This is a genomic window from Paraburkholderia sp. EB58 (genome assembly GCF_050436665.1).
Classification (GTDB): Bacteria; Pseudomonadota; Gammaproteobacteria; order Burkholderiales; family Burkholderiaceae; genus Paraburkholderia.
In genome coordinates, this window is sequence record NZ_JBNDMQ010000006.1 from 110,515 (window position 1) to 135,629 (window position 25,115).

Genomic DNA, 25,115 nt, shown 5'->3' on the forward strand with positions numbered 1-25,115 from the left:
ACATTTACGTCCTCGACATCAAGCAACGGGGAGTACACGATGCGCCTTCTACACACCATGCTCCGAGTGGGCAACCTGGACCGCTCGGTCAAGTTCTACACTGAATTGCTCGGCATGAAATTGCTGCGCCGCCACGATTATCCGGAGGGCAAGTTCACGCTCGCCTTCGTGGGCTACGAGGATGAGAGCGACGGCACCGTCATCGAGCTGACGCACAACTGGGACACCGAATCGTATGATCTGGGCACCGGTTTTGGCCACCTGGCGGTCGAGGTCGAAGATGCCTACGCGGCTTGCGACAAGATCAAGGCGCAAGGCGGCACTGTCGTGCGCGAGGCCGGCCCGATGAAACACGGCACCACCGTGATCGCGTTTGTGACCGATCCGGACGGCTACAAGATCGAATTCATCCAGAAGAAGAAATAACCTGCGTGAGAGCGGCGCGCCGGGCTTCGCTACGGTGCGTCCAGTGCCGCGCAGCGCAGTTATCCCGAGCACCGCGCACCGCACGCTGCGCTGCATCAGACCTGGCTTGACGTTGTTTGAGCGTGGCTGAAGCAGTGCGACGCGCGATGGCGCTGGCCGGCGGCAACCACAGACATAAACGATGAATGACGCGAATCCCTACTTCGACGAGATCCAGGCCGTCAACGCCGAGGTAGAGGCGTGGTACAGCGGCGCGGCGCAAGCCGGTGCACTTGACCATCTGATGGCGCACTTTTCGCCGCAATTTTCGATGATTCTGCCGAACGGCGGGACGTTGGACTGGCCGACGCTGCGCGACATCTTCGCTCAGCATGGCGGGCAGCGGCCGAACTTCAAAATCCAGATTACCGACAGTACGATCGTCGCCCAGTATGCGGGTGGGGCGGTCGTGACGTACAACGAGCGGCAGTCGGACGGCGAGCACAGCCGCAATTTGCGGCGCTCCACGGCGGTGCTGGAAATTGACGCGCACGGCAGGGTGCAGTGGCGGCATTTGCAGGAAACGTTCTGCACGGAGTGATCAGCGCATCACTTGCCCGAGACGAGGCGAGGCGAGTGCCGCGATAGTGGCCGAAGCAACGACGACTCGCTTCTCTACAGCTAAATGGCGAAAAAAAGCGTCTTTTCGCAAGACGCTTTCTTCGTGCATCGCATCAGCCTCACAGAGTAGGCAACAACTCAGGCGGATGATGCTTGAGTGTCTGCCGCGCCTCGCGGAATTCCGGAAAGATCGATTCGACCGTCTGCCAGAAACGCGGGCTATGATTCATCTCGCGCAGATGCGCGAGCTCATGCGCGACGACATAATCGATGATCGACAGCGGGAAGTGAATCAGCCGCCAGTTGAGCCGGATCTTGCCATCGCTCGAACAACTACCCCAACGCGTCGCCGCTGAAGACAGCGCGTAGGCGCGATAACTCACCCCCAGCTTCTCCGCGTAAATCGCGAGGCGTTCGCCGAATAGCCGCTTGGCTTCGCCTTGCAACCAACCCTGAACACGATCCTTGATCTGCTGAGGATCGGCTTGCAGGGGCAGCGGCAACGCGAGCGCGGCTTGCTCGGCATCGAAGGCGAGCGTGCCGCGCGGCGCACCGAGCGTGACGCGCACCGGCTGGCCGAGATACGGCACCTGGGCGCCGTCCTTCCAGTCGACGCGCGGCAGCGCGCGTTGCTCGACACGCGTTTGCCATTCAATCAACTTCGTGAAAATCCAGCGCTGCTTTTCGCTGATAGCGGTTTCGATGTCGGCCAGCGTGACCCAACGTGGTGCAGTGATCATCAGGCCACTGCTGTCGATCGCAAAGCCGATCGAACGGCGCGATGACCGTTTGAGCTGGTAGTGAAGGGTCTGCGTGCCGAGCGTCAGGCTGCGCAACTTCGAGCCGTCGGGCGCGCGTGGCACATCCGGCTTCAGCGATGAAGGCGGCGTGGACGGCGGGATTGCCGGCTCGGCGAAGAGCGGCAGATCGAGTTGCCGGCTATCGAGCGCCGCAGCGGGCTGCGGCGTGGGAGACTTCTGCATCGGTTCAGGTTTCGCGCAATACGCGCCGGCGCAAATACGCCATCAATGGCGCGGGCGCGTCAGATACGGGCGGCGGCGGGTGTGCTATCCGCAGCACGATACGCGGCAGGATCAATGCGACGCATCTCCGCTTCGATCCACGTCTCGACGCGCGTGTTCACTTCATCGGGCGTGAGCCCCTTCGTCTCGATCGGCTTGCCGATCGACACTGTGACTATACCCGCATATTTGAGAAACGAGTTGCGCGGCCACACACGCCCCGCGTTGTGCGCAATCGGTACGACCGGCGCACCGGTCCCTACTGCGAAGCGCGCACCACCGGTTTTGTATTTGCCCTGCTTGCCCGTCGGTGTGCGGGTGCCCTCCGGAAACATGATGACCCAGGCGCCTTCTTCCATGCGCGCCTTGCCTTGCCGGATGACCGACTCGAACGCGTACTTGCCGTCCTTGCGGTTGATATGCACCATCTTCAGCAGGCCGAGGGCCCAGCCGAAAAACGGCACGTATAGCAGTTCGCGCTTGAAAACGTAGCACAACGGACGTGGCATCAATGCCGGAAACGCCAGCGTTTCCCATGCCGATTGATGCTTCGACAGCAGCACGGCCGGGCCGTCAGGCAGATTCTCGAAGCCTTCGATACGGTACTTGATGCCGTTTAGCCAACGCACGACCGCGAGCGTCGAGCGGCACCAGCCGGCCGCCATCCAGTAGCGGCGCTCGGCGCGCATGAACGGGAAAGCGATGAAGCAGGCGGTCGCGTAGGGGATCGTGTAGACCACCAGGTAGATCAGCAGCAACAGCGAACGGAGGAAGCGCATCGGCGTGGAAGGTTGTTATCAAGGACGCGCGTAGGTCGCGTCAGTGTTGTTCTGTGGAGAGAAAGTCGAGCGAGAAGGCGCGCAAATCATCGTGAACCTTCGTGCCTTCAGGCAGGCCGCCAGTAGCGAGCGTCTTGCGGCCCTTGCCGGTTAGCACCAGATGCGCGGGAAAACCAAGCGCCGCGCCCGCTTGCAGGTCGCGCAGCGAATCGCCCACGACCGGTGTCTCGTCCGGATCCGCTTCGAAGCGCTCGGCGATCATCTTCAGCATGCCGGGTTTCGGCTTGCGGCACTCGCAATGATCCTCCGCCGTGTGCGGGCAGAAGAACACCGCGTCGATGCGTCCACCGACTGCCGCGACCATCCGGTGCATCTTCAGATGCATCGCGTTGAGTGCGTTCATGTCGAACAGACCCCGCCCGATGCCCGACTGGTTCGTCGCGATCGCCACGCGATAGCCGGCCTGATTCAGACGGGCAATCGCTTCGAGACTCCCGGGCAGCGCGACCCACTCGTCCGGCGACTTGATGAACGCATCGGAATCGACGTTGATCACACCGTCACGGTCGAGGACAACGACTTTTTTGTGGGAGGTCGGCATGGTTCGTCGGTTCAGTGGGCGCGCTGGATTGGGTCGCTCTGGTTGGTCACTTACGCCGCCAGCCTGGAGATGTCCGCGACGCAGTTCATCTGCTGATGCAGTGCGCCGAGCAAGGCCAGACGGTTAGCGCGCAACGCGGGATCTTCAGCGTTGACCATTACGTTGTTGAAGAACGTGTCGACCGGTTCGCGCAGCGCCGCAAGCGCAGTCAGCGCGCCCGTGTAGTCGTGCGCAGCCAGTTGCGACTGGACGCGCGGAGCGACCTGTTCGAGCTGCGCGTATAGCGCTTTTTCTGCCGCTTCGATCAGCAACGTAGGTTGCACGCCGCTCACCGGTGTGCCATCCGACTTCTTCAGGATGTTCGAAATGCGCTTGTTGGCCGCTGCGAGCGAAGCCGCTTCGCTGAGCGAAGAGAATTCGCGGACCGCGTCAAGGCGTGCGACGATGTCGTTCAGGCGCGTCGGGTTCAGCGCCAGCACGGCGTCGATTTCACCCGCCGAATAGCCGCGCTCGCGCAGCAGACCACGCAGACGGTCCATGCAGAATTCGTAGATGGCCTGCGTCGAGTCGGCGACGTTCGGCACCGCAGCGAATTGCGCGTAAGCGGTGCGCAGGAGTTCGACGAGGTCGACCGGCAACTGCTTTTCGACGAGGATCCGCAGCACGCCCAGTGCATGACGGCGCAAGGCGAATGGGTCCTTCTCGCCGGTCGGTTGCAGACCAATGCCCCAGATGCCGACCAGCGTTTCGAGCTTGTCAGCCAGTGCGACGACGGTGCCGGTTGCCGTTGCGGGCAAGGCATCGCCGGAGAAACGCGGCTGATAGTGTTCCGTGCAGGCCAGCGCGACTTCTTCGGGCTCGCCGTCGTGGCGTGCGTAATACGTGCCCATCGTGCCTTGCAGCTCGGGGAATTCGCCGACCATGTCGGTGATCAGATCGGCCTTGGCGAGCAGGGCGGCGCGTTTGGCGAGCGCAACATCCGCGCCCATCAGCGCGGCAATCGCACCAGCCAGTGCTTCGACGCGTTCGACGCGTTGCAGCGCCGAGCCGAGCTTGTTGTGATACACGACGTTGGCGAGCAGCGGGACGCGGTCGGCGAGCGGCTTCTTCTTGTCCTGCTCGAAGAAGAACTTTGCATCGGCCAGACGCGGGCGCACCACGCGCTCGTTGCCTTCGATGATATCGCCCGGCGTTTGCGTCTCGATGTTCGAGACGATCAGGAAACGCGAGCGCAGCTTACCGGCGGCGTCGGTCAGTGCGAAGTACTTCTGGTTCGTCTGCATCGTCAGAATCAGGCATTCCTGTGGGACTTGCAGGAATTCGTCCTCGAAGCGGCAGGTGTAGACCACTGGCCATTCGACAAGCGCGGTCACTTCGTCGAGCAGCGCTTCAGGCATCACGACCTGGTCGCCTTCGGCCTGCGCGAGCAGATGGGTGCGGATGGCTTCCTTGCGGTCAGCAAAGCTGGCGACCACGTGGCCTTTGTGACGCAGTGTTTCCGCGTATGCGTCGGCGTGCTGGATCTGCACGAAGCCTTCGGACAGGAAGCGATGGCCGAGCGTGGTGTCGTCCGCATCGATGCCGAGCGCGGTGACCGGAACCACTTGCTCGCCGTGCAATGCGGTGAGGCGCTGCGCTGGGCGCACGAACTGGATATTGGTGCCGTCCGGACGTTGATACGTCATGACCTTCGGAATAGGCAGCTTGGAAACGGTCAGCGTTTCGTCGAGCGCGGCTTGCAGGCCTTCGGCGAGCGTCGCGCCCGGTGCGGCGTAGCGCAGGAAGAAGGCGTCCGCCTTGCCGTCGGAGGCGCGCTCCAGGTCGTCCACCTTGAAGTCAGGGAACCCGAGGGCGGCGAGCTTCTTGGCAAGCGGCGCGGTGGGCTGGCCGTCTTTGTCGAGCGCGACCGAAACCGGCAGCACCTTTTCGCGCACGTGCCTTTCCGGCGCGACGTTGCGCACATTCTTGATCGTGACCGCGAGACGGCGCGGCGTGGCGTAGCGTTCGAACGACAGCTCGCCTTCGATCAGGTCGCGCGCCGCGAGGCGCTGGGCGATACCTTCGGCGAATGCATCGCCGAGGCGTGCGAGCGCCTTGGGCGGCAATTCCTCAGTCAGCAGTTCGACGAGGAGGGTGGCGTGTTGGGGATGAGTCATCTGTTCGTGTTCTCGTCAGTCCGGGTCGATCTTGCGTTCGACTTTGAGCGGCGGCGCCCAGGCGGGCATCGCGGCGTCCTGTGCGTCGGTCGTGAGGCCGGGCACACCGTGCACCGGATTGCCGAGCATCGGGAAGCCGAGCTTCTCGCGCGATTCGTAGTAAGCCTGCGCCACCTGGCGCGACAGATTCCGAATCCGGCCGATGTAGGCCGCACGCTCGGTCACGGAGATCGCGCCGCGTGCGTCGAGCAGGTTGAACGTGTGGCCGGCCTTCAGCACCAGTTCGTAGGCCGGCAGCGCGAGCGGCACTTCCATCATGCGCTTCGCTTCGGCTTCGTAGCTGTTGAACATCGAGAACAGCAGCTCGGTGTTCGCGTACTCGAAGTTATAGGTGGATTGCTCGACTTCGTTCTGGTGATACACGTCGCCGTACGACAGGCGGCGCAGTTCAGGACCGTTAGGGCCTTGCTCCTCCCACTCCGTCCAGACCAGGTCGTAGACGTTCTCGACCTTCTGCAGGTACATGGCGAGACGTTCGAGCCCGTAGGTGATTTCGCCGAGCACCGGCTTGCAGTCCAGACCGCCCACTTGCTGGAAGTAGGTGAACTGGGTCACTTCCATGCCGTTCAGCCAGACTTCCCAGCCGAGGCCCCAGGCGCCCAGCGTGGGGTTTTCCCAGTCGTCTTCCACGAAGCGGACGTCGTTCTGCTTCAGGTCGAAACCGAGCGCCTCGAGTGAGCCGAGGTACAGGTCGAGGATGTTTTCCGGCGCCGGCTTCAACACCACCTGGTACTGGTAGTAGTGCTGCAGGCGGTTCGGGTTCTCGCCGTAACGCCCGTCCTTCGGGCGGCGCGATGGCTGCACGTAGGCGGCGCGCCACGGCTCGGGGCCGACCGCGCGCAGGAACGTGTGGACGTGGGACGTGCCCGCGCCGACTTCCATATCGATCGGCTGGAGCAGCGCGCAACCCTGCTTGTCCCAGTAGGATTGCAGCGTCAGGATGATTTGCTGAAACGTGAGCATGAAGTGCCTTTCGGGCATGGAGGCCGCGCCGCAAGCGCCGGGGCGCGCGAGGTGGCCGTGGAGCAAAGTGCTAAACGGTAGATTTTAACGGAAAGGGGGCGGGGGGAGAATTTTTGGGGGCGGGGTTTCGGGGCGGCCCGGAGGAAAGGGGCGCCAGGTGCCCAACTTGAATACTTGCGGGTATAGATGCGGAAGCAGGGACGCGAGACGGGCGAGCCGAAAGGTGTGTGCCGCGTCGGGAACCGACGGGTATAGAACGGGGTGCTGATGACGCATTAGGTATCGACGACGCGAACGTGTTGCCTGAACTGCTCGGCCAGATTCCCGCCGATATGTCAGCTGGAATTGTTGGCGGCGACGGCGTGTGCGACACGAAGCAGGGCCACGCAATGATCGCGGCGCGCGGTGCCCAACCTCAAATTTTTCAACGTTGAATTTGAGGTGGTACCACGGCGCTCGTCGGAAGGTGCGGCTTTCGCGAGACTGGTGGCTTCGATGTCAATCTGCGCTTCCAAACTCTACACGAGGAAATCCCTAGGGCGCCAAGCAGAGCAAAAATAGCAATTTTGGGGTATTGCATTCCAACTATTCCTTTACCTTTTCGAGATCCACCACAATGCTGTCTTCTCTGGTGGGAGATTGCGCCGGTGTCCCCTGTCTACTGGTTCCGAGTAGCAGCGCTACTTGCTGCGCCTGCAGCCTTTGATGTCGGTGCGCGGATAAATTCGATACTCTTTAATACGTCCGTAAGCCTCGGGAGCAGATTGATCCGGGGATTGTCCAGCGCCATAACTTCCGCGTTTATACAAAGCACCTGCGGACCGTCGCTCTGAACCAAGCAGAAATTAAATGTCCTGAAGATTCTTTGTCGCGTTAACTCCTCGTCATAGGTGTAGCCACGTCCTGTCCAATTTTTTCCTGAGAGCGTGTACGTATTGAAATGTTGCTCGGGCCTAATCCACGGCCTTGCCAAGGTAAATAACGTTGTGGATTCTTCTTATTCTCGCCTTCTGCGAGCGATCCGAACCAAGTCGTTTCCTGCATGGTGTTGGCGTAAAACGCCGCCATGCGGAGCGATGTCACTATTCCATAGCGGCGTGCTGCATTGTTCAAGTCGGTCCGATACTTGTCGACGGTACCCGGAAGAATTGATACCCGTTCAGATACCCACTGATGATGCGCCGCCGCCCGCATGGCCGTCATCGGAAACATCTGGAACATCTCGTTGCAACTCATCCATCCACACTTCCTGAAATGCCGAATAAACGCGAGCGGATGGAAGAACCAGAACTTCTGGCCACCCCCAAGCGGCGTCTGATCCAAGAACTGGAATTTCTTCAGAAAACCCAGGAATTTGTTATACCCATCCGGGTCGGTGTCGGCGCGGCTACCGAAGAATCCATCCGGTTCGTTCAGCCCTTTGTAGCGTGGATCATTGTTAGCCGTATCCCATTCGCTCGGTGCGTGGCACACGAAGCCTTTGAGCCGGGCCCGAACTGCGTCGCTGCCCTGCACATAGTCCGGCAGGTTGTCGTCCAGCCTGAACTCCGGATCGATCTGGCTCGCAGAATACTGATCAGCCGTCGCGTCACCGACCAGCTTTCTAAGTTCATCGAAGCGCCAGAGACCGGCCTCATCGAGCGGCGTGTTGATATCTTCGATCTTCTGCCAGCCCATGAAAAACGGGAAATCCGCATCCGACAGTTTCTGGATGGCATCCTGGCTGATGTCAATATAGCCTTGGGTACCGTTCTCATCGAACGGTACTGCGACCCATGTACCGTGCGCTGAGGCAGGCAAGGTCGGCTGGTCCGTACCCAGGATGCGGCCAAAGCGCAGCAACTCATAACCGTCGCTCGGGCAGGCCGGATAAAGCGCTGTCGCCCGTTCGTACAGTTTGTATTCGTACTCGGCGTAGCGGTCCTTCACCGGCGACGCCGTCAGCGGCGTAATCTTGCCATCGCCCCGGTCGACCCACGAGCGTGTGTAGCGCGCGCCCTTGTGGAAATACACTTCAACGTACAGCGTACTGTGTGCATCCAGCGTACCGGCGGTCAATGCCGGAAAATACGCGGAGTTGTGCTGTCCCGGCGGTACGCTGACGAAAGATTGACCGCCGGGAATCACGAAGTAGCTGTGCCCCCAGTAGTCCTTCGAAGTGAGTGTGACCGGATGTTTCACACCAAGCTGGACCGTATGCCCGGCCTGGGCGAACCACGCCGTGAAATCCGCTGCGGTCATGAAGATTTCGAAATGCAGATGCGGCATGTCATGACAACGGCCCGGGTAACCCAGCATGTCCTTGCGCCAGACCTTCCTTCCGTTGCCGGATTGAACCGTTCCGTCCTTGCCGCCGGCCGTGTCGAGCAGCCACGCGGGCAGGCCGGTAGGTGAACTGCCCGTAGGAGGATCGCTCGGCTGGTGAGCGATGCTGTGCTGGTTGGTCATGTCCAGCAGATGCATGTACAGCGAATAGAAGGTGATGGTGCGCCCGTCGCCCGTATCGGTCAAATGTTTGAGCAGCACGAAGCCGGTATTCGAGTTCAGTGCGGGGCTGCGGGTATCCGGGTCGATATGGCCATCGGTGACCGCATTCTTGCTGACGCGGTACGCGATCACTTCCCCGTCGGCGATGGCCCGCACCGGTTCGGTCTGCTCAGACGGCGCGAGGTGCGAGCCGCAATGCCAGCGGCGGTCAAAGGCAATCGGATAGACCCCTTCATGGGGCAGTTCAAAACTTTCCACTGCGGCCATCATCGGATCGGTTTCCGACGGGACACTGGAGTTCAGGCCGGCAGCCGGCAGGAATGGTGGGCTAATAATCATGGGTTAGCGCGACGAGAGGTACTGGTCCGTCAGTTTCAATTTGCTTTTGGGCATCACAGGCAAAGGCGGATTCAGGCTAGCCGGCCCTTCGAATGTGAACGATGCCGCCTTGATCCGGAACTCGCCCGGACAATGGAACACCACGCTGCCGTTCTCGATCGTCAGCGCCGCGCTGTCGATTGTCTGATTGGCCGAGCTAAGGGTAATGTCCGCGCAGCGGGTTTCGTTTAACTCCTGATCTAGCCGGAACTCAAGAACGTCGAGCTGCGAGTTGACGATTCCGATCGATAAAGACAGGTGCTGCTTGAGTCCGGCACTCGGGTGCTGCAGAACGTCCTTGATCGTACTCGTGACAGCAGTGCTCTCCGTTTCCCGTTGATCGACAATTGCGCATCTTCGTGCAGACGTTTGCCATTGGGGTCATACGCTAACTCATCAGCTCAACGAATTTCTATGAGACAAGGCAAATAGTCACAATTTTTTGCAATGCTAATTTTTTGAGATAAAGATGAAGATGATTTGGAAGGTGAAACTCCTGTGAGCTTCATGGGTCTCCATTGCAGTTGGGCAATTCACTGCCGCATAGGACGAATACGACGCCTACGCAGGCAACGTCTGCGCACTCATTGAGGAAAGAAGAGCCGTCGAAGAAATGATCGAGTATTTGTTTTATGTAGAACTCGACCGGAGGAGGTTTGAAGCGAATACGGACCGAGACGCGAGCTCTGGCTGGGAAGCTTGCCCAACGTGGTTGATAATTACCCTCGGCTCGACAGTCTGACGCAGTATTTCAACCCTAAGGGCCGCATCTGCGGCCCTTCATTTTCCTAGCCGCAATCAGGCATGATGGTCAGCCTCGCGTATTCGTAATCGACCGAAATGCAAACCCTCTGACCTGCTTCAAAACCCGCGGCCTGGAGCCACAAATCCGCGACTTTCATCCACGGGATGAAGGGCTGTTCCTTCCGGTGTTCTTCTACGTTCTGCCAGTCAGGCGAATCCAATAAGGTCGTCTGAATGGCTACCGGATATTCCTTACGACGTGGTCGTGCTTTATGATTGGCGTTAGCCATGATCAACTCCTCCTATGAGTTGTTTGTGGTCAGCGGGGGTTGAGTGTTGGTAGCACTCAACCCCCGCGCTTTCTTTGCTGCTCCCGCTCGTACAACAAACGCAGTGAGGCAGTCATTAATATAGCATTGCTAATCAATAATGTGATTTATGGGATCCGATAATTTCCGCCATGGCAACCTCGGACCCCCTCTCCCTCACCACGTCGCAACAAACGCCTTCTGCACCTGCGCAGCGGACGTAATCCCATTCGCTATCAGCAACTGGAGCAGAATGCGCGACTTCTGTGGATTGAGATCGAGCGAAGCGACAAAGCCGTTCGTATCGTCGTTCACCTCAACGTTGCGATTGACGAAACCAGAACCGACACGCGTAGACCGTACGACAACGATGCCCTTTTGCGCGGCCTTGTGAAGCGCCGCGATCGCCTCCTTCGAAGTGTTTCCATCGCCCACGCCCGCCAGCACAATGCCTTTCGCCTTGTTGGCGATCGCGTTGTCAATCTGCACGGCGTCCATATTGCTGTGCGCGTAGATAATCTCGACGCGAGGAAGCTGATCCCCGGAAGGCAGTGCAAGCCTTGCCGGTTGTTGTGCTGGCGGCGGCGCCGTGAAACGAACGCTGGCTGGATCAACATAACCAATCGGTCCAGTGTTCGGTGAGTGGAACGTTTCGACGCTTGTGGTATTCGTCTTGGTGACCGTGCGTGCCGCTTCGATCTTGTCGTCCAGCACGACCAGCACACCGCGTCCGCGCGCCTGGCTATCTGCCGCCACTTCGACGGCTTCGTAAAGGTTGCTGGGACCGTCAGCGCTGATCGCCGTGGACGGACGCATCGAGCCCACCAGTACGACGGGCTTGTCCGTATGCAACACGTTATCCAGAAAGAAGGCGGTTTCCTCGAGAGTATCGGTGCCATGCGTGATTACGACCGCGTCCGCTTCGTTTTTGTCGAAGATTTCCTGAATGCGGTGCGCTAGTTGAAACCAGGCCTTGTCGTTCATATCCTGCGAGCCGATTGATGCGACCTGTTCGGAACTCAGGTGGGCTAATTTTTCAATGCCGGGTACGGCCTGAATCAATTGCTGAGCGCTGACGGCGCCGGCGTTGTACGCATTGGCGGCGCGTGGATCGGCTTGGCCGGCGATCGTCCCGCCGGTCGCAAGAACGATCACACGCGGCAAATTGGCTGTGGCCTCGCTGGATGAGTGCGCCGCTTCGGTTGTTGTCGCTGCAGGTTCGGCAGCAGTGGCACGTAATCCATACAGCGAGCCAGCCACCGCAAGACCGGCGCTCATCAGGAGGGTTGCTCCCCAGCGTTGCATGAGCGGGAATTGGGCAGCGCTGATATTTCGCATAATCGGATTCCTCGGCAAGTGACGCAAACGGTGAATCTGCAGTGAATCGCTATCGAATCTGATTCATATCACCTCGCCGTCGCTGCATTTTGCAATTGTTATGCCGGCAGATCTGGCATTGCGTCGATTTATGGAATGATATTGAGTCATGCTGTGCGTCGCAGTCGCTGTGTCTGCACGTTTAAATACTATGAATGATCTGGTGTAAATGCAATGGCGTTGCGCGGCTCAGGCGAGGAATGTTCGCAGGAAAGCCATTTGCATGTTGGCTTGTCGACCCATCATGCAATTCTGGTTATGCGGGTGGGATGAATTTGGATCGTATCGAAAATGAAAATGGTTGAATTGATAATTCCAGTATTTTGATTGTATTGGTTGTTCTTTTTAATTTTGTGAAAATGCGTTTTTGTAATTTACAAAAAATTGGCAACTCCAACGGTCGGGCCGCATTGTGCGATTCGCAATGTCGAACCGATCCGTTTGTTGAAATGAGGTGAGAAAGAAGACGCGAGGAAAGCCCCCGTGCGGCACGGGCGCGAACCTGATTAACCTTCGCCGTTCTTTCTTCGTATGCCCGGCCCAAACGCAAACCCAAACGCCAACAAGAACAACGACACCGCCAGCACAGTGTTATTCCCACTCGTCACATACGGCGTGTTCCCCGACGTCCCTTGCACCGTGACGTCAATCGAACCCACCGTATAAGGCGCAAGCCGTGCTAACACCTTCCCATGCGCATCAATAGCAGCCGTAGTGCCCGTATTAGTCGCCCGCAGCATCGGCCGTCCCGTCTCCAGCGAGCGCATCCGCGCAATCTGCAGATGCTGATCCAGCGCAATCGTGTCACCGAACCACGCCAGATTGGTGGAGTTGACCAACACCCCCGCCGGCGTATCACTCTCACGAATCGACCGCGCAATCTCCTCGCCGAAAATATCCTCATAGCAGATATCGACGGCAACCGGCTGGTTATGCACAAGGAACGGCTTCTGCACCGGAGCCCCCCGCGCGAAGTCGCCGAGCGGAATATTCATCATGGCCACAAACCAGCGGAAGCCCCACGGAATGAATTCACCGAACGGCACCAGATGGTGCTTGTCGTAGCGGTAGAGCTCACGCGAACCCGGAGTGATGCCGAACAGGCTATTCGTATAGTCGACCACCCGACCTTCCGGCGTGATGGTGCCGCCAATCGCGCCAAACAGGATCGACGATCCGGTCGTATCCGAGAACTGGCGCACGGCTTGGGCAAACGGTACCGGCAACTCTTGGATCAGCACGGGAATCGCCGTCTCGGGTGTCACAACCAGATCCGCCGGCTTCGCCGTAATCATCTGCTGATATTCGTTGATGGCGGCGACCATGCCGGCCTCTTCGAATTTCATCTCCTGCTTCACGTTACCCTGCAGCAGACGCACGTTAAGCGGCGCATTAGCCGGTATCGTCCACGTGACCAACGGCAGCAGCATTCCGGCCGCGATCAACGCCACCGCGACAACAGCCGCAGGCGCAACCCGAGCCACGCGCGAGGCGCCCTTACGCGCTTCTGCAGGCTCACGCACACGCACCACAGCCTGCACGATCAACGCCGCGACCAGCGCCAGCATCCAGCCCACGCCATACACACCGGCAACCGGCGCAAACCCGGCGAGCGGCCCATCTACTTGCGCATAACCGCTGGCGAGCCACGGAAACCCGGTAAACACATAACCCCGCAGCCATTCACTAACGGCCCACGCGCTGGCGAACGCAAACGCACCGTGCCACGTTGGCGAAAACGGCTTGTCGTCGAGCGCGCCGTTGCGTGCGTGTCCGGCGCAGAAAGACCACACCCCCGAAGCCAGCGCCGGATACACCGCGAGATACAACGTGAACAGCACCACTGCCGCACCCGCCAGCGGCGCCGCCATCCCCCCGTAGTAGTGCATGCTGACGTAAAGCCACCACACACCCGTGACGAAGTTGCCGAAGCCGAACGCGCCGCCCGTCAACGCGGCGCTTTTCCAGCCGGTCGTGCGCGTGAGCCACGCAAAGAAAAACGCGAAGATGACCAGTTCAAGCCAGCCGCCATGCGGCGTCGGCGCGAACGAGAGCGTATTCGCCGCGCCGGCGGCGAGTGCGACGAGGTAATGCCACCGCGGCAACGTCCGGCCCGACGCTTGCGCGACGGCGGACGTCACGCCACGGCGCAGACGGGAAGTGATCGGGTCGGCCATTATTGCGCGGTCGGTTTTAAAGAAAGGGGAGAGCTCAGGTCTGCACGTGCTGCGCTTCGCGCTCGCGCTGGCCCGCGAGCGGGTCGCGGCGCACCAGCAGCATGTGGATCTGCCGCGCGTCGCCGCGCAGGATCTCGAAGATCAGGTCGTCGATACGAACCTTCTCGCCGCGATGCGGCACGCGCCCGAAATGATGCGTGACGAGCCCGCCGATCGTGTCGACTCCCTCGTCCGAATAGTGCGTGCCGAATGCTTCGTTGAACTGCTCGATCTCGGTCAGCGCACGCACGCGGTAGCGGCCGTCCGGCGAGGCGATGATGTTGCCGCTTTCCTCGTCGAAATCGTATTCGTCTTCGATGTCGCCGACGATCTGCTCCAGCACGTCTTCAATCGTGATCAGACCGGCGACGCCGCCGTATTCGTCCACGACGATCGCAATGTGATTGTGGTTCACGCGGAAGTCATGCAGCAGCACGTTCAGGCGCTTGGACTCCGGAATGAACACGGCGGGGCGCAGCATGCCGCGCACGTCGAATTCCTCTTCTGCGTAGTAGCGCAGCAGGTCTTTGGCGAGCAGCACGCCAATGATGTTGTCGCGATTGCCTTCGTACACCGGATAGCGCGAGTGCGCTTTCTCCAGCACATAAGGAATGAACTCCGCGGGCGTTTCCGCGATGTTGATCGCGTCCATCTGGGCGCGCGGGATCATGATGTCGCGCGCGCAGAGTTCGGAGACCTGGAAAACCCCTTCGATCATCGACAGCGAATCCGCGTCGATCAGGTTGCGCTCGTGCGCGTCCTGCAGGATTTCCAGTAGTTCGCCGCGGGATTCGGGCTCGGGCGAGATGAAATCGGTCAGACGCTCAAGCAGGGAGCGTTTTTCCTGTGGTTTGTCGCTAGTTCGGTGTCGACTGGGATACGTGTCGTTCATGGTGGTGCGCCCGGCAAGACTGGGCGCGCTGTTGCAGAGCGTTAAGGATACACCACGCACATGGCAGGACCGTGTCCCGTCGGGGTTGCTGACGGGGCAGACGGCTGCACCGCGTGGTCGGGGGCTTGGGTCAATCCTAACGGATAAAGACGGCCGATGCGCGTTGGAGCAAAAATCGACGGCGGAAAGCGGTGCGTAAGGCTGTTCAACCGCCGTCACTGCCGGCTTCGCGACAACGCGCCAGCAGCGCTTCGAGCGCGCGGTCTGGCATGCCGCTTTCGCGCAGCGCCGCGACGGTGCGGCTTACGTAGTCGAGCGTCGTGCCATAGCGGCCGCAGGCACGGCCGAATACCGTTTGCACGATGTCGTCCGCTAGCTTGCCGGTGTAGCTCGGCACGTCACGGCGCATCACGAAGGCGAGGGCGTCGACGCGCCGGCCGTCGGCGAGATTGCACGGCAGCCAGGCCGGCCGGTACGAACCCATCGCCATCTCGCGGCGCCACAACGCTTCCAGATGCGGCATCGCGCCATCCGCCGCGAGCCGGAATGCAATGCCGGTGCACGAGCCGCCGCGGTCGAGCGCCAGCACGAGGCCGGGCTGCTCCGGTGTGCCGCGGTTCACGCGCGACCACAGGTACAGTCCACGGTGATAGCCATGCACCTTGGAGCGCGTGGCTTCGACCGTCGGCATGCCTGGGTTCCAGATCAGCGATCCATAGCCGAACAGCCACAGGTCGCTTTTTTGGTCCCAGTCGCGCAGCGTGCATGCCAACGAGGCGCGCAGTTCCTCATCCGTCAGCAACCGCGATTCGCCGAGCGCCGGCGGATAGCCGGGGCAGGGCGGGCGGTCGTCGGATTCGGGGTAAATGGCGCTCACGTTTGTTCAGACGTTATTGATAAGGATCGGGGAAGCCGAGTTTGGCGAGGATCTCGGTTTCGATGGCTTCCATTTCCTGCGCTTCTTCTTCGACCTCGTGATCGTAGCCTTGCGCGTGCAGCGTGCCGTGCACCAAAAGATGCGCGTAGTGCTCGACGAGCGGCTTGCCCTGCTCGGCCGCTTCCTTCTCAACCACCGGACAGCATAGGATCAGATCGCCCGTCACCGGATCGTCTTCCGATTCGGCGTAGGCAAACGTGAGCACGTTGGTCGAGTAGTCTTTGCCGCGATAGGTGCGGTTCAGCGTGCGTCCTTCGTCCGCGTCGACGAGGCGCACGGTCAGTTCCGCGTCGGCAAAGAGCGCCGCCTTGATCCAGCCGGCCACGGTGGCGCGCGGCAGGAGCGCCTTGTGTTCCGGCCAGGCCCTGGCGGCGGGGAATTGCAGGTTCAGCGTCAGTTTCGGGGTGCGGCTCATGCGTCCTGGTGTCGTAGTTCTTTGCGGTTCAACGCGCATCGCCCGGGTTGGCGTTCTTCTGCGAGTGCGCGTCGTAAGCCTCCACGATGCGAGCCACCAGCGGATGCCGCACCACGTCGGCGCTGGTAAAGCGCGTGAGCGCAATCCCACGCACATCCGACAGCACCTGCTGCGCTTCGATCAACCCGCTCTTGTGGCCGCGCGGCAAGTCGACCTGAGTCGTGTCGCCGGTGACCACGGCCTTGGAGCCGAAGCCGATCCGCGTCAGGAACATTTTCATCTGCTCGGGCGTGGTGTTCTGCGCCTCGTCCAGAATGATAAACGCGTGATTCAGCGTGCGTCCGCGCATGTAGGCGAGCGGCGCGATTTCGATCATCTGCCGTTCGAACATTTTCGCGGTCTTGTCGAAGCCGAGCAGGTCGTACAGCGCGTCGTACAACGGCCGCAGATACGGGTCGACCTTCTGCGCGAGATCGCCCGGCAGAAAGCCGAGCCGCTCGCCGGCTTCCACCGCCGGACGGGTCAGCACGATGCGCTTGACCTGATCGCGCTCCAGCGCATCCACCGCGCACGCCACCGCCAGATACGTCTTGCCCGTACCCGCCGGTCCGATGCCGAAGGTCACATCGTGCGCGATGATCTGCTTCAGATACTCACGCTGCGCCGGCGTGCGGCCGCGCAGATCGGCGCGGCGCGTGTACAGCTTGGGACCGAGTGCTTCGAGGTCTTCGTCGCCGCTATCGGCCGGTTCGTCGAACGGATGATCCGGGTCGTGGCGAAAGCGCGCGTCCGGGCTCTCCGAGCCGTTGGTGCGGCCGCGTGCCGGATGACGCGCTTCGACCAGCGCGAGCTGGATGTCGTCGACCGACAACGGATCGCGCGCGCTGTTATAGAAGTTTTCGAGGGCGGTGAGCGCCAGCTTGGCGCCCCGGCCGCGGATCGAGATGCGGTGACCACGTCGTTGCAGCGTGACATCGAGCGCCTGCTCGATCTGCCGCAAGTTTTCGTCGAGCGGTCCGCAGAGGTTGGCGAGCCGCGCGTTGTCTTCGCGCGGTGCGGTGAATTCCAGATGCTGCTGAGTGGTCTTCAAGGCGGTGGATCGATCCTGTCGGTAGTCAGTACGCTTAATGGGTCGTGGCGTTCGCGTCGTCGTGCACCAGCACGAGTTCGCCACGTAGCGAATGTGGGTACGCCTGCACGATTTTCACGTCCACCATTTGTCCGATCAATCGCGCGTGCGATGCCGCCGGCACCGGAAAATTCACCACGCGGTTGTTTTCGGTGCGGCCGGCGAGTTCGTTGGGGTCCTTGCGCGCCGGCCGTTCGACCAGAATACGCTCGACCTTGCCGACCATCGATTCGCTGATACGCGCGACGTTTTCTTCGATCGTAGCCTGCAGATGTTGCAGACGTTTGAGCTTCACTTCGCGCGGCGTGTCGTCGTGCAGATTCGCGGCCGGCGTGCCGGGACGCGGGCTGTAGATGAACGAGAAGCTGGTGTCGTACTTCATCTCGTGAATCAGCGCCATCATCTTGTCGAAGTCTTCCTCGGTCTCGCCAGGGAAGCCGACGATCATATCCGTGGACAGCGACAGGTCCGGGCGGATTGCGCGCAGCTTGCGGATGACCGACTTGTATTCGAGCACGGTGTAGCCGCGCTTCATGGCCATCAGGATGCGGTCGGAGCCGTGCTGCACCGGCAGGTGCAGGTGGCTCACGAGCTTCGGCACCTTGGCGTACGTATCGATCAGGCGCTGCGTAAATTCCTTCGGATGCGACGTGGTGTAGCGAATGCGTTCGATGCCGGGGATATCCGCGACGTATTCGATCAGCGTCGCAAAGTCGGCGATCTCGGACGAGCCGAGCGTGAGGCCGCCGCGATAAGCGTTCACGTTCTGGCCGAGCAGCGTGACTTCGCGCACACCCTGGTCGGCGAGGCCGGCGATTTCGGTCAGCACGTCGTCAAGCGGGCGCGACACTTCTTCGCCGCGCGTGTACGGCACGACGCAGTAGCTGCAGTACTTGCTGCAGCCTTCCATGATCGACACGAACGCGGTCGGGCCGTCGACACGCGCCGGCGGCAGGTGGTCGAACTTTTCGATTTCCGGGAACGAAATATCGACCTGGGCGCGGCCGCTTTCACGGCGCTTGTCGATCATCTGCGGCAGACGGTGGAGGGTCTGCGGGCCGAACACCACATCCACATACGGCGCACGGGCGATGATCGACGCGCCTTCCTGGCTCGCCACGCAGCCGCCCACGCCGATGATCAGGTTCGGATTCGCTTCTTTCAGCTCGCGCGCGCGGCCCAGTTCGGAGAAGACTTTTTCCTGCGCTTTTTCGCGCACCGAGCAGGTATTGAAGAGAATGATGTCCGCGTCTTCCGGGGTGTCGGTCTTGACGAGGCCTTCAGCCGCGCCGAGTACGTCGACCATTTTGTCGGAGTCGTACTCGTTCATCTGGCAGCCGTGGGTCTTTACATAAACTTTCTTGGTCATCGAATTTCGCCGGTCGCAGTGGTTTATCTGGGGGCGTCGTTAAAGAGTGAAGAGAGGCGAAAACGTCCGCGGGCCAGGGCGCGGCGCGAGGCCGGAGGCGGCTGTGGCACGGTATTAGCGGCACGTTTACAGCGTAGGCCAATATTATAGCCCTTCGCTGCGCGCGGATTTATTGAGCGGCCGCGTCGCCCGCAGGCCGAGCAGGCCCTCCAGTTCGTCGGACACCTGGGCGAAACGATCTGCGAGGAAGTCCAGCAGCGCCCGCACGCGCGGCGCCATGAAGCGGTTGCGGTGGTACAGCGCGTGCAGCGGCGCATCCGGATAACGCCAGTCGGGCAGCAGGACCTTCAGGCCGTCCGAGCGCAGATCCGCCTCCACGTCCCACATGGACTTCACTACGATCCCGTAGCCGCGCAGCGCCCATTCGCGGGCCACCGCGCCGTCGTTGGTCTCACGGGCCGTCTCGAGCGGCACTGTGTAGCGCTGGATTTCGTCGCCGCGTGTGAAGCGCCATTCGTTGACGGGGCCGGATGCGGTGCCGAGGACGATGCAGTCAAAACGGGCCAGATCGAGCGGATCCTCGGGCTCCCCGCGCCGCGCGATGTACTCCGGCGAGGCGCACAGCACGCGCCGGTTGGGCGCCAGCGGCCGGGCGATCAGCGAACTGTCCTGCGGCACGCCAAAGCGGATTGCCAGATCAATGTCCTCCTGCACCAGGTTCGACAGCGAATCCGAAAGCGTCAGCGCAAACGTCACCTCGGGGTACAGCAGGTTGAACTCGTCAAGCCAGTGCATCAGCAGGTTGCGCCCGAAGTCCGAGGTGGCCGAAATGCGCACCTTGCCGCGCACCACGTTCTGACCTGCCTGCAGCAAGGCCTCGGCGTCGTCGAGCGCCTGCAGCGCCTGGCGGCAGCAGTTCAGGTACAGGCGGCCTTCGTCGGTAAGGCGCAACTGGCGGGTAGTGCGCTCGAACAGGCGCGACTTCAGGCCAGCTTCGAGCTTCGTCAGACGGGCGCTGGCCGCGGCCGGCGTGAGACCCAGCTTGCGGCCGGCCGCCGACAGGCTACCCAACTGCGCCGCTTCGACGAAAAGGCGGATGTCGCCAAGGTTGTCCATCGATTATTCAAAACAATTTGAAAATGATTCAAATGCTACGCCAATTCTCAAATGGACGCGTAGCCGGGACAATGCGCGTACTGAAAATTCCCGGCCGGCCTCAAAGCCGGTTTGTTGGCTCCGCCATGAATCTCGATCACGCAACGATTGTCACCGCCGATCTCGACGCCGCCCACCGCTTTTTCGTGGACGTGGTGGGGCTGGTGGACGGCGACCGCCCGCCGTTCGGGATCCACGGTTACTGGCTGTATGCAGCGGGGCGGCCCGTGGTCCATCTGGTCGACGCGACCGTGCCGGCCTATGCCGGCCGCGCGGCGCCCCGCATCGACCACATCGCCTTCCGGCTCGAGAGCGCCGCCGAATGGCAGGCGCTTCTCCAGCGGCTGCGTGTGGCTGAGGTGGACTATCAGCTGGCCGAAGTGCCGCTGGCCGGGGAACTGCAACTGTTTGTCGCGCTTGCGCCGGGCGTGGTCGTCGAATTCGTGATGGCCCTGCGCCACGTCCATTATTGAAAACTGGAGTTTTGCGATGCCTATTCCACTTCTTGCGCTAGCGATTAGCGCCTTTGCCATCGGCACCACCGAGTTCGTGATCATGGGCTTGCTGCCTGAGGTCGCGCGTGACCTGGCGGTGTCGATTCCTTCGGCGGGTTTACTGGTGAGCGGCTATGCACTGGGCGTCGCGGTCGGCGCGCCGCTGCTCGCCGTAGTGACGAGCAAGATGCCGCGCAAACTGGCGCTGCAGTTGCTAATGGGCGTGTTTATCGTCGGCAACGTGCTGTGCGCGGTGGCGTCGGACTATTCGGTTCTGATGATTGCGCGGGTGGTGACGTCGTTTGCACACGGCTCGTTCTTCGGCATCGGCGCGGTGGTTGCTGCGTCGCTGGTGCCGCAGGAAAAGCGTGCTAGCGCGATTGCGCTGATGTTCACTGGGCTCACGCTCGCCAACGTGCTCGGTGTGCCGTTTGGGACCTTCATTGGCCAGGAATTCGGCTGGCGTACGGCGTTCTGGGTCGTCGCCGCGCTTGGCGTGCTCTCGCTGGCGGGCATCGCGGCGCTGGTGCCGAACAAACACGATACGGGACCCGCCGGACTCGGTCGCGAAGTGCGCGTGCTGAAAGATCCGCAGGTATGGATGGCGCTGGCTATGACCGTTGTGGGCTTCGGCGGTGTATTTGTCGTGTTCACCTACATCGCGCCGATTCTCGAACAGGTGAGCGGCTTCTCGCCGCGCGGTGTGACGCTGATTCTCGTGCTGTTCGGCGTGGGTCTGACGATCGGCAACACGGTGGGCGGCAAGCTCGCGGATCGCGCGCTGATGCCCTCGCTGATGGGGATTCTGCTGGCGCTCGCCGTGGTGATGGCAATCTTCACGCGCACCAGCCATTCGCAGGTGGCCGCGGCGGTGACGATTTTCGTCTGGGGAATCGCCGCCTTTGCGACGGTGCCGCCCTTACAGATGCGCGTGGTGGAAAAGGCGACGGCGGCGCCGAACCTGGCTTCGACGCTGAATATTGGCGCTTTCAACCTCGGTAATGCCGGTGGCGCCTGGCTCGGCGGGCTGGCGATCGGTCATGGGATGGGGCTCGACGCGCTGCCGTGGGTGGCCGCGGTGGTGTCCATCGCGGCGCTGCTGCTGACGTGGATGGCGGCGCGGATGGATGCGCCGGCCGGTAAGCGGGCTTCTAGCGTAGCAATATGAAGTATCCCGGACGCATCGACATCTACATACATAGTTCGGTGGAGTCTACGGAGCCGAGGTCCGCCGCCGGGCAGTTGCCCAGTGGCGGACTGCGCAAAGTTACGGCAGTGTTACCTTGAAGATGCCACCCTCGCTAAGTGCGGTAACCGCCCAAACGGTATTTTGCGGTCGCAACGCAAATGAAGTCAGGGCCGAGGCGCCTGGCGGACTGGACAACACGGGTTCCCAGTTCATCCCTCCGTCCGTTGTCTTGTAGAGAGGCCCTAACTCATCCAGAGCATATCCGGTGGACGCGTCCACGAACTGGAGCTCCTTTGTCTGGGATCCCTTTGGGATCTTGAGTAATGTCCACATAAGACCACCGTCAATTGTCTTGTAGACGGCATAGGTCGAGTCATACATTGTGTAGCCGGAGAGGTAGCCTGTGCGTTGGTCGACGAACCAGAGACTTCGTAACCCCCCGGGCGAAATACCTATCGGCGGGCTGGGTTGTGATAACTCCGAGCTCGGCACAGCAGGGACCGATGCGAACTGCCAGGTCATACCGCCGTCCGTGGTGCGCGCCACCGAGTCCGATGAGCCTGTATGGCTCGCGCCAACAATCCAGCCGTGCTGGCTGTCGACGAACTGCATCCGGCCTACGCGCATGCCCGATTCGGACAACCGGTTCCACGTATCGCCGCCGTCGTTGCTTCCGAAGACTGTTCCTGCATCATCCACAATCCAGCCCTTCTGGCCGACGAATTCAACCGCTAACAAACACGCCGGGTCACTGACGACGCCCGCGATGGGAATCGCATTCCAGGTCTTTCCGCCATCCGTCGTGTGCAAGGCTCTACCCCCGTTAAAGTAGAGATTCATGCCATTGGATGCGTCTTCAATGTACTTGTCCCCGCATCCGACGATCATGCCCTTGAGCTTGTTCGCGAATGCGACACCGTAGAACCCGCTTGTACTGTCAATTCCCTTCCTGGGCAGCGTTACTACCTGCCAGGTAGCCCCGTTGTCGGTCGTGTGTCGCGCTTCCGCCTTGCTGAATGAGACGGTCCATCCCGCTCCATCCTCGAAAAAGCGGATCTTCGATTGTGCTGGCGCGTCGTAAGCCTTTTGCCAGGTGGGACGGACGGGCGGCGTCGTAGGGTCTGGTAGTACGGCTACGTTAGTTGTGAGCGTGTCCGTGCCACCGCGGCCATCGCTTACCGTTACCCTGACAACGTGTGTACCACTCGTCGAAAACGAATAGGTCAGGTTGCCGTCGGTATTGTCCTCCGCGACCATAACGCCATCGACGCGCCATGTGTATGCCAGAGAATCGCCATCGGGATCGGTTGCCTGCACGAATAGCGCGACGGATTGTCCGGCTACTGGCGAGCTGTTTCCGTACGAAATGGAGGCAATCTTCGGAGGCTTGTTCGGCTCAATCGTGACGCGCTGCGTCAGCGAATTCGTGTGTCCGGTTTGATCAGTTGCAGTCAACCTGACGGAATAGGTGCCTGCAGTCGCGTAGACGTGCGCGGGTGTCAGATTGTTATCCGCCTTCGACCCGTCGCCAAAGTCCCAGACATACGTCGTCCCATTAGGAAATTTGCCGGCCGGCGTGAATTTCACAGCACCGCCCGGCCGTGGGCGAGCAGGGGTCGCCGCGATTCCTGTGAGTTCAACCCGATCAGTCACCGGAATGGTGCTGCCAGGTTGGCTGGAATTATTGTTGACTGCTCCGCTCGCTGCCTCGCTACTCGGATTGCCGCCTCCGCCGCAAGCAGCCAGTACAAGGGCACAACAGGTGGCGCCAAGCAGCCGTGGAAATCGCCAATCCACCATTCACAATCTCCCCTTTTTTGAGGGAGGCCACCCAATCGGCCTGTCGGCGGTATCAAAGAACGCTCATGGGCGCGTCTTGAGTACACCGAACGGACGATACCGTTTCCGCGAGAGTGTTCTTCCGATTGATCCGAAGTTCGGTTGTGGGCCGGTTCAATCGGTGACTCTCGCTTGGCGGGTGGCGCTCCCACTAATATTACTAAATGAAAGGTGGATGCAATAATCGTACGTCTGGATGGGTAGAAGAGGTAATCGCGACATCCGTGAGGGTTGCTGCAAAAAAGGGTTTTCTTACTGCGAGCAGCGCAGGATCTTACGCCGAGCAGATTCGCAAGACAGCCTGTTTTCCTGCGGGCGACACAAGATAGGCAAACTCCTCACACACTCCATCAGAACTTTCCTCCGCAATACTGATAACAGTGTGAAGATAACTTCGTTGGGCGTAACGAATCGCGGTGCTATCTTGCCTCCACTAACCCCTTGCCCCGCCATGTGGCGGCGCTACTGGAGGCACTCATGCATTCCCCGCTTGCGCTGGTTCGCGATCCCGCGATTGACGCTCTCGAAGGGCCGCGGGCCGCGGAACCCTTCGATGCATTGGAACATCTGGTCGGCGTCAATCTCGCCCGTTTGCGGGCTGAACGGCAACTTTCACTCGACGCGCTGGCTCGCGCCTCGGGCGTGTCACGCGCAATGCTGGCGCAGATCGAGTCGGCGCGCAGCGTGCCGTCGATCAAGGTGTTGTGTAAGGTCGCGGCGGCGCTGAAGGTATCGGTGTCCGCGTTCCTGCGCCGTCACGCCACCAACGGTTTTGAACATCTGCCCGCTGACCGGGCGACGCGCCTCGTCAGTTCGAACGGCCGCTATTCCGCGCGGCCGCTGTATCCCGATGCGGAGCCGGCAGTCGCCGAATTTCATGAACTACGCATCGCGCCGTTGCATACCGAGCCGGGTATCCGCCGCGCGCCTGGCACGACGGTCAATCTGGTGGTGAGCGAGGGCACGCTGGAGGTCAGCGTTCACGATCAGCGTCAGTTGCTGGCAACGGGTGACGCGATCGTCTTCGACGCCGACCAGCCGCATAGCCTGCGCAACCCCGGCGACACCGAGGCTCGCGCTTTTCGCGTCACGCTGAATGCGGAAACGCCCCCGCGCTGGGACGTGCCGCACGATGCAGCACGGCACGCCACCCCGCTTTGATGGCGCTAGCGCCTGTACGAGGGGCGTCTTTCTAATCCGTATCCGCTGCGCTGCAGACCTGGCGCGGCTGTTGTATGCTTCACCTGCCGGAAATTCCGGCAATCAGTGCGTCTTCAGGGCGGGGTGAAATTCCCCACCGGCGGTATGCCGGCAGCGCAATCGCGCTTGCCAGCGAGCCCGCGAGCGCCCGCGTCGTCAATGCCTTCGAAGGATTGGGACACGGGGTCAGCAGATCTGGTGCGATGCCAGAGCCGACGGTCATAGTCCGGATGGAAGAAGATGTGCAGATAGTCATGTCGGTCCCCGTTGCGCTGCCCGCATCACTGGGCAGGGCGTGGGCGTTCTGTTGGAGCGTCCACCGGGGCGAGTGCTGCCTGTTTGCAATGCCCTGAAACGTTTTTCGCCCAACTTTTGCGAG

At 61.0% G+C, this 25,115-nt stretch carries 21 protein-coding genes, 1 pseudogene and 1 riboswitch; of the genes and pseudogenes, 6 read left to right on the forward strand and 16 right to left on the reverse strand.

Translation table 11 applies throughout. The annotated features are described in order from the left end of the window. The first annotated feature begins 39 nt into the window (after window positions 1-39). Together gloA and P3T40_RS11065 are read left to right on the forward strand one after the other, a co-directional pair. Entirely contained in the window at window positions 40-426 is a 387-nt protein-coding gene (gene gloA / locus P3T40_RS11060; protein WP_429267732.1) for a lactoylglutathione lyase, read from the forward strand. 181 nt (window positions 427-607) lie between these two features. After that, window positions 608-1,006: a nuclear transport factor 2 family protein gene (locus P3T40_RS11065; RefSeq protein WP_429267733.1), complete on the forward strand. Its 399-nt coding sequence runs from the start codon at window positions 608-610 to the stop codon at window positions 1,004-1,006. Between the two features lie 139 nt (window positions 1,007-1,145). On the opposite strand, the gene P3T40_RS11070 is transcribed toward P3T40_RS11065, so the two are convergent. Genes P3T40_RS11070 through glyQ form a run of 5 tightly spaced genes read right to left on the reverse strand, consistent with a single transcriptional unit; the run spans window position 1,146 to window position 6,607 of the window. Beyond that, complete coding sequence (locus P3T40_RS11070) at window positions 1,146-2,009, reverse strand: M48 family metallopeptidase (protein WP_429267734.1); 864 nt, start codon at window positions 2,007-2,009, stop codon at window positions 1,146-1,148. Between the two features lie 59 nt (window positions 2,010-2,068). Next, on the reverse strand, window positions 2,069-2,827 hold the full coding sequence (locus P3T40_RS11075; RefSeq protein ID WP_429267735.1) for a lysophospholipid acyltransferase family protein: 759 nt from the start codon (window positions 2,825-2,827) through the stop codon (window positions 2,069-2,071). Window positions 2,828-2,867: 40 nt separating this feature from the next. Next, window positions 2,868-3,428: a D-glycero-beta-D-manno-heptose 1,7-bisphosphate 7-phosphatase gene (gene gmhB / locus P3T40_RS11080; protein ID WP_429267736.1), complete on the reverse strand. Its 561-nt coding sequence runs from the start codon at window positions 3,426-3,428 to the stop codon at window positions 2,868-2,870. A 50-nt stretch (window positions 3,429-3,478) separates the two neighbouring features. After that, on the reverse strand, window positions 3,479-5,584 hold the full coding sequence (glyS, locus tag P3T40_RS11085; RefSeq protein WP_429267737.1) for a glycine--tRNA ligase subunit beta: 2,106 nt from the start codon (window positions 5,582-5,584) through the stop codon (window positions 3,479-3,481). Window positions 5,585-5,599: 15 nt separating this feature from the next. Continuing rightward, complete coding sequence (gene glyQ / locus P3T40_RS11090; protein WP_429267927.1) at window positions 5,600-6,607, reverse strand: glycine--tRNA ligase subunit alpha; 1,008 nt, start codon at window positions 6,605-6,607, stop codon at window positions 5,600-5,602. A 281-nt stretch (window positions 6,608-6,888) separates the two neighbouring features. On the opposite strand from glyQ, the pseudogene P3T40_RS11095 reads away from it, so the two are divergent. After that, a pseudogene (locus tag P3T40_RS11095) lies at window positions 6,889-7,020 on the forward strand (IS5/IS1182 family transposase); the annotation flags it as partial. A gap of 460 nt (window positions 7,021-7,480) precedes the next feature. On the opposite strand, the gene P3T40_RS11100 reads toward P3T40_RS11095, so the two are convergent. The 10 genes from P3T40_RS11100 to P3T40_RS11145 form a co-directional block, all read right to left on the reverse strand. After that, entirely contained in the window at window positions 7,481-9,433 is a 1,953-nt protein-coding gene (locus P3T40_RS11100) for a hypothetical protein (protein ID WP_429267738.1), read from the reverse strand. Window positions 9,434-10,260: 827 nt separating this feature from the next. Then, window positions 10,261-10,506 (reverse strand): SymE family type I addiction module toxin, encoded by a 246-nt coding sequence (locus tag P3T40_RS11105; RefSeq protein ID WP_429267739.1) that lies wholly within the window; start codon window positions 10,504-10,506, stop codon window positions 10,261-10,263. A 195-nt stretch (window positions 10,507-10,701) separates the two neighbouring features. After that, window positions 10,702-11,802: an asparaginase gene (locus P3T40_RS11110; RefSeq protein ID WP_429267928.1), complete on the reverse strand. Its 1,101-nt coding sequence runs from the start codon at window positions 11,800-11,802 to the stop codon at window positions 10,702-10,704. 605 nt (window positions 11,803-12,407) lie between these two features. After that, window positions 12,408-14,078, reverse strand: coding sequence for an apolipoprotein N-acyltransferase (gene lnt, locus P3T40_RS11115; RefSeq protein ID WP_429267740.1), 1,671 nt, complete (start codon window positions 14,076-14,078; stop codon window positions 12,408-12,410). Between the two features lie 34 nt (window positions 14,079-14,112). Further along, the gene (locus P3T40_RS11120; protein WP_429267741.1) at window positions 14,113-15,009 is read right to left on the reverse strand and encodes an HlyC/CorC family transporter; all 897 of its coding nucleotides are present in this window, start codon (window positions 15,007-15,009) and stop codon (window positions 14,113-14,115) included. Between the two features lie 205 nt (window positions 15,010-15,214). Next, window positions 15,215-15,886 (reverse strand): gamma-glutamylcyclotransferase, encoded by a 672-nt coding sequence (locus tag P3T40_RS11125; protein ID WP_429267742.1) that lies wholly within the window; start codon window positions 15,884-15,886, stop codon window positions 15,215-15,217. Window positions 15,887-15,899: 13 nt separating this feature from the next. Then, on the reverse strand, window positions 15,900-16,361 hold the full coding sequence (ybeY, locus tag P3T40_RS11130; protein WP_429267743.1) for an rRNA maturation RNase YbeY: 462 nt from the start codon (window positions 16,359-16,361) through the stop codon (window positions 15,900-15,902). A 28-nt stretch (window positions 16,362-16,389) separates the two neighbouring features. Further along, window positions 16,390-17,451 carry a PhoH family protein gene (locus P3T40_RS11135; protein ID WP_429267744.1) on the reverse strand — a complete coding sequence of 354 codons (1,062 nt, stop codon included), beginning with the start codon at window positions 17,449-17,451 and terminating at the stop codon, window positions 16,390-16,392. A gap of 34 nt (window positions 17,452-17,485) precedes the next feature. Beyond that, window positions 17,486-18,859 carry a tRNA (N6-isopentenyl adenosine(37)-C2)-methylthiotransferase MiaB gene (gene miaB, locus P3T40_RS11140; protein WP_429267745.1) on the reverse strand — a complete coding sequence of 458 codons (1,374 nt, stop codon included), beginning with the start codon at window positions 18,857-18,859 and terminating at the stop codon, window positions 17,486-17,488. Between the two features lie 144 nt (window positions 18,860-19,003). After that, window positions 19,004-19,975, reverse strand: a complete 972-nt coding sequence (locus P3T40_RS11145; RefSeq protein ID WP_429267746.1) for a LysR family transcriptional regulator — start codon at window positions 19,973-19,975, stop codon at window positions 19,004-19,006. Window positions 19,976-20,100: 125 nt separating this feature from the next. Between P3T40_RS11145 and P3T40_RS11150 the strand changes: the two genes are divergently transcribed. Next, a complete protein-coding gene (locus P3T40_RS11150) occupies window positions 20,101-20,487 on the forward strand; it encodes a VOC family protein (protein WP_429267747.1) in 387 nt (128 codons plus the stop codon). Between the two features lie 16 nt (window positions 20,488-20,503). After that, a complete protein-coding gene (locus P3T40_RS11155) occupies window positions 20,504-21,676 on the forward strand; it encodes an MFS transporter (protein ID WP_429267748.1) in 1,173 nt (390 codons plus the stop codon). Between the two features lie 99 nt (window positions 21,677-21,775). On the opposite strand, the gene P3T40_RS11160 is transcribed toward P3T40_RS11155, so the two are convergent. After that, window positions 21,776-23,497, reverse strand: coding sequence for a PKD domain-containing protein (locus tag P3T40_RS11160; RefSeq protein WP_429267749.1), 1,722 nt, complete (start codon window positions 23,495-23,497; stop codon window positions 21,776-21,778). Window positions 23,498-24,013: 516 nt separating this feature from the next. Here P3T40_RS11160 and P3T40_RS11165 point away from each other — a divergent pair. Next, window positions 24,014-24,697, forward strand: coding sequence for a helix-turn-helix domain-containing protein (locus tag P3T40_RS11165; RefSeq protein WP_429267750.1), 684 nt, complete (start codon window positions 24,014-24,016; stop codon window positions 24,695-24,697). 105 nt (window positions 24,698-24,802) lie between these two features. Then, window positions 24,803-24,982: riboswitch (FMN riboswitch) on the forward strand. Window positions 24,983-25,115 lie beyond the last annotated feature (133 nt).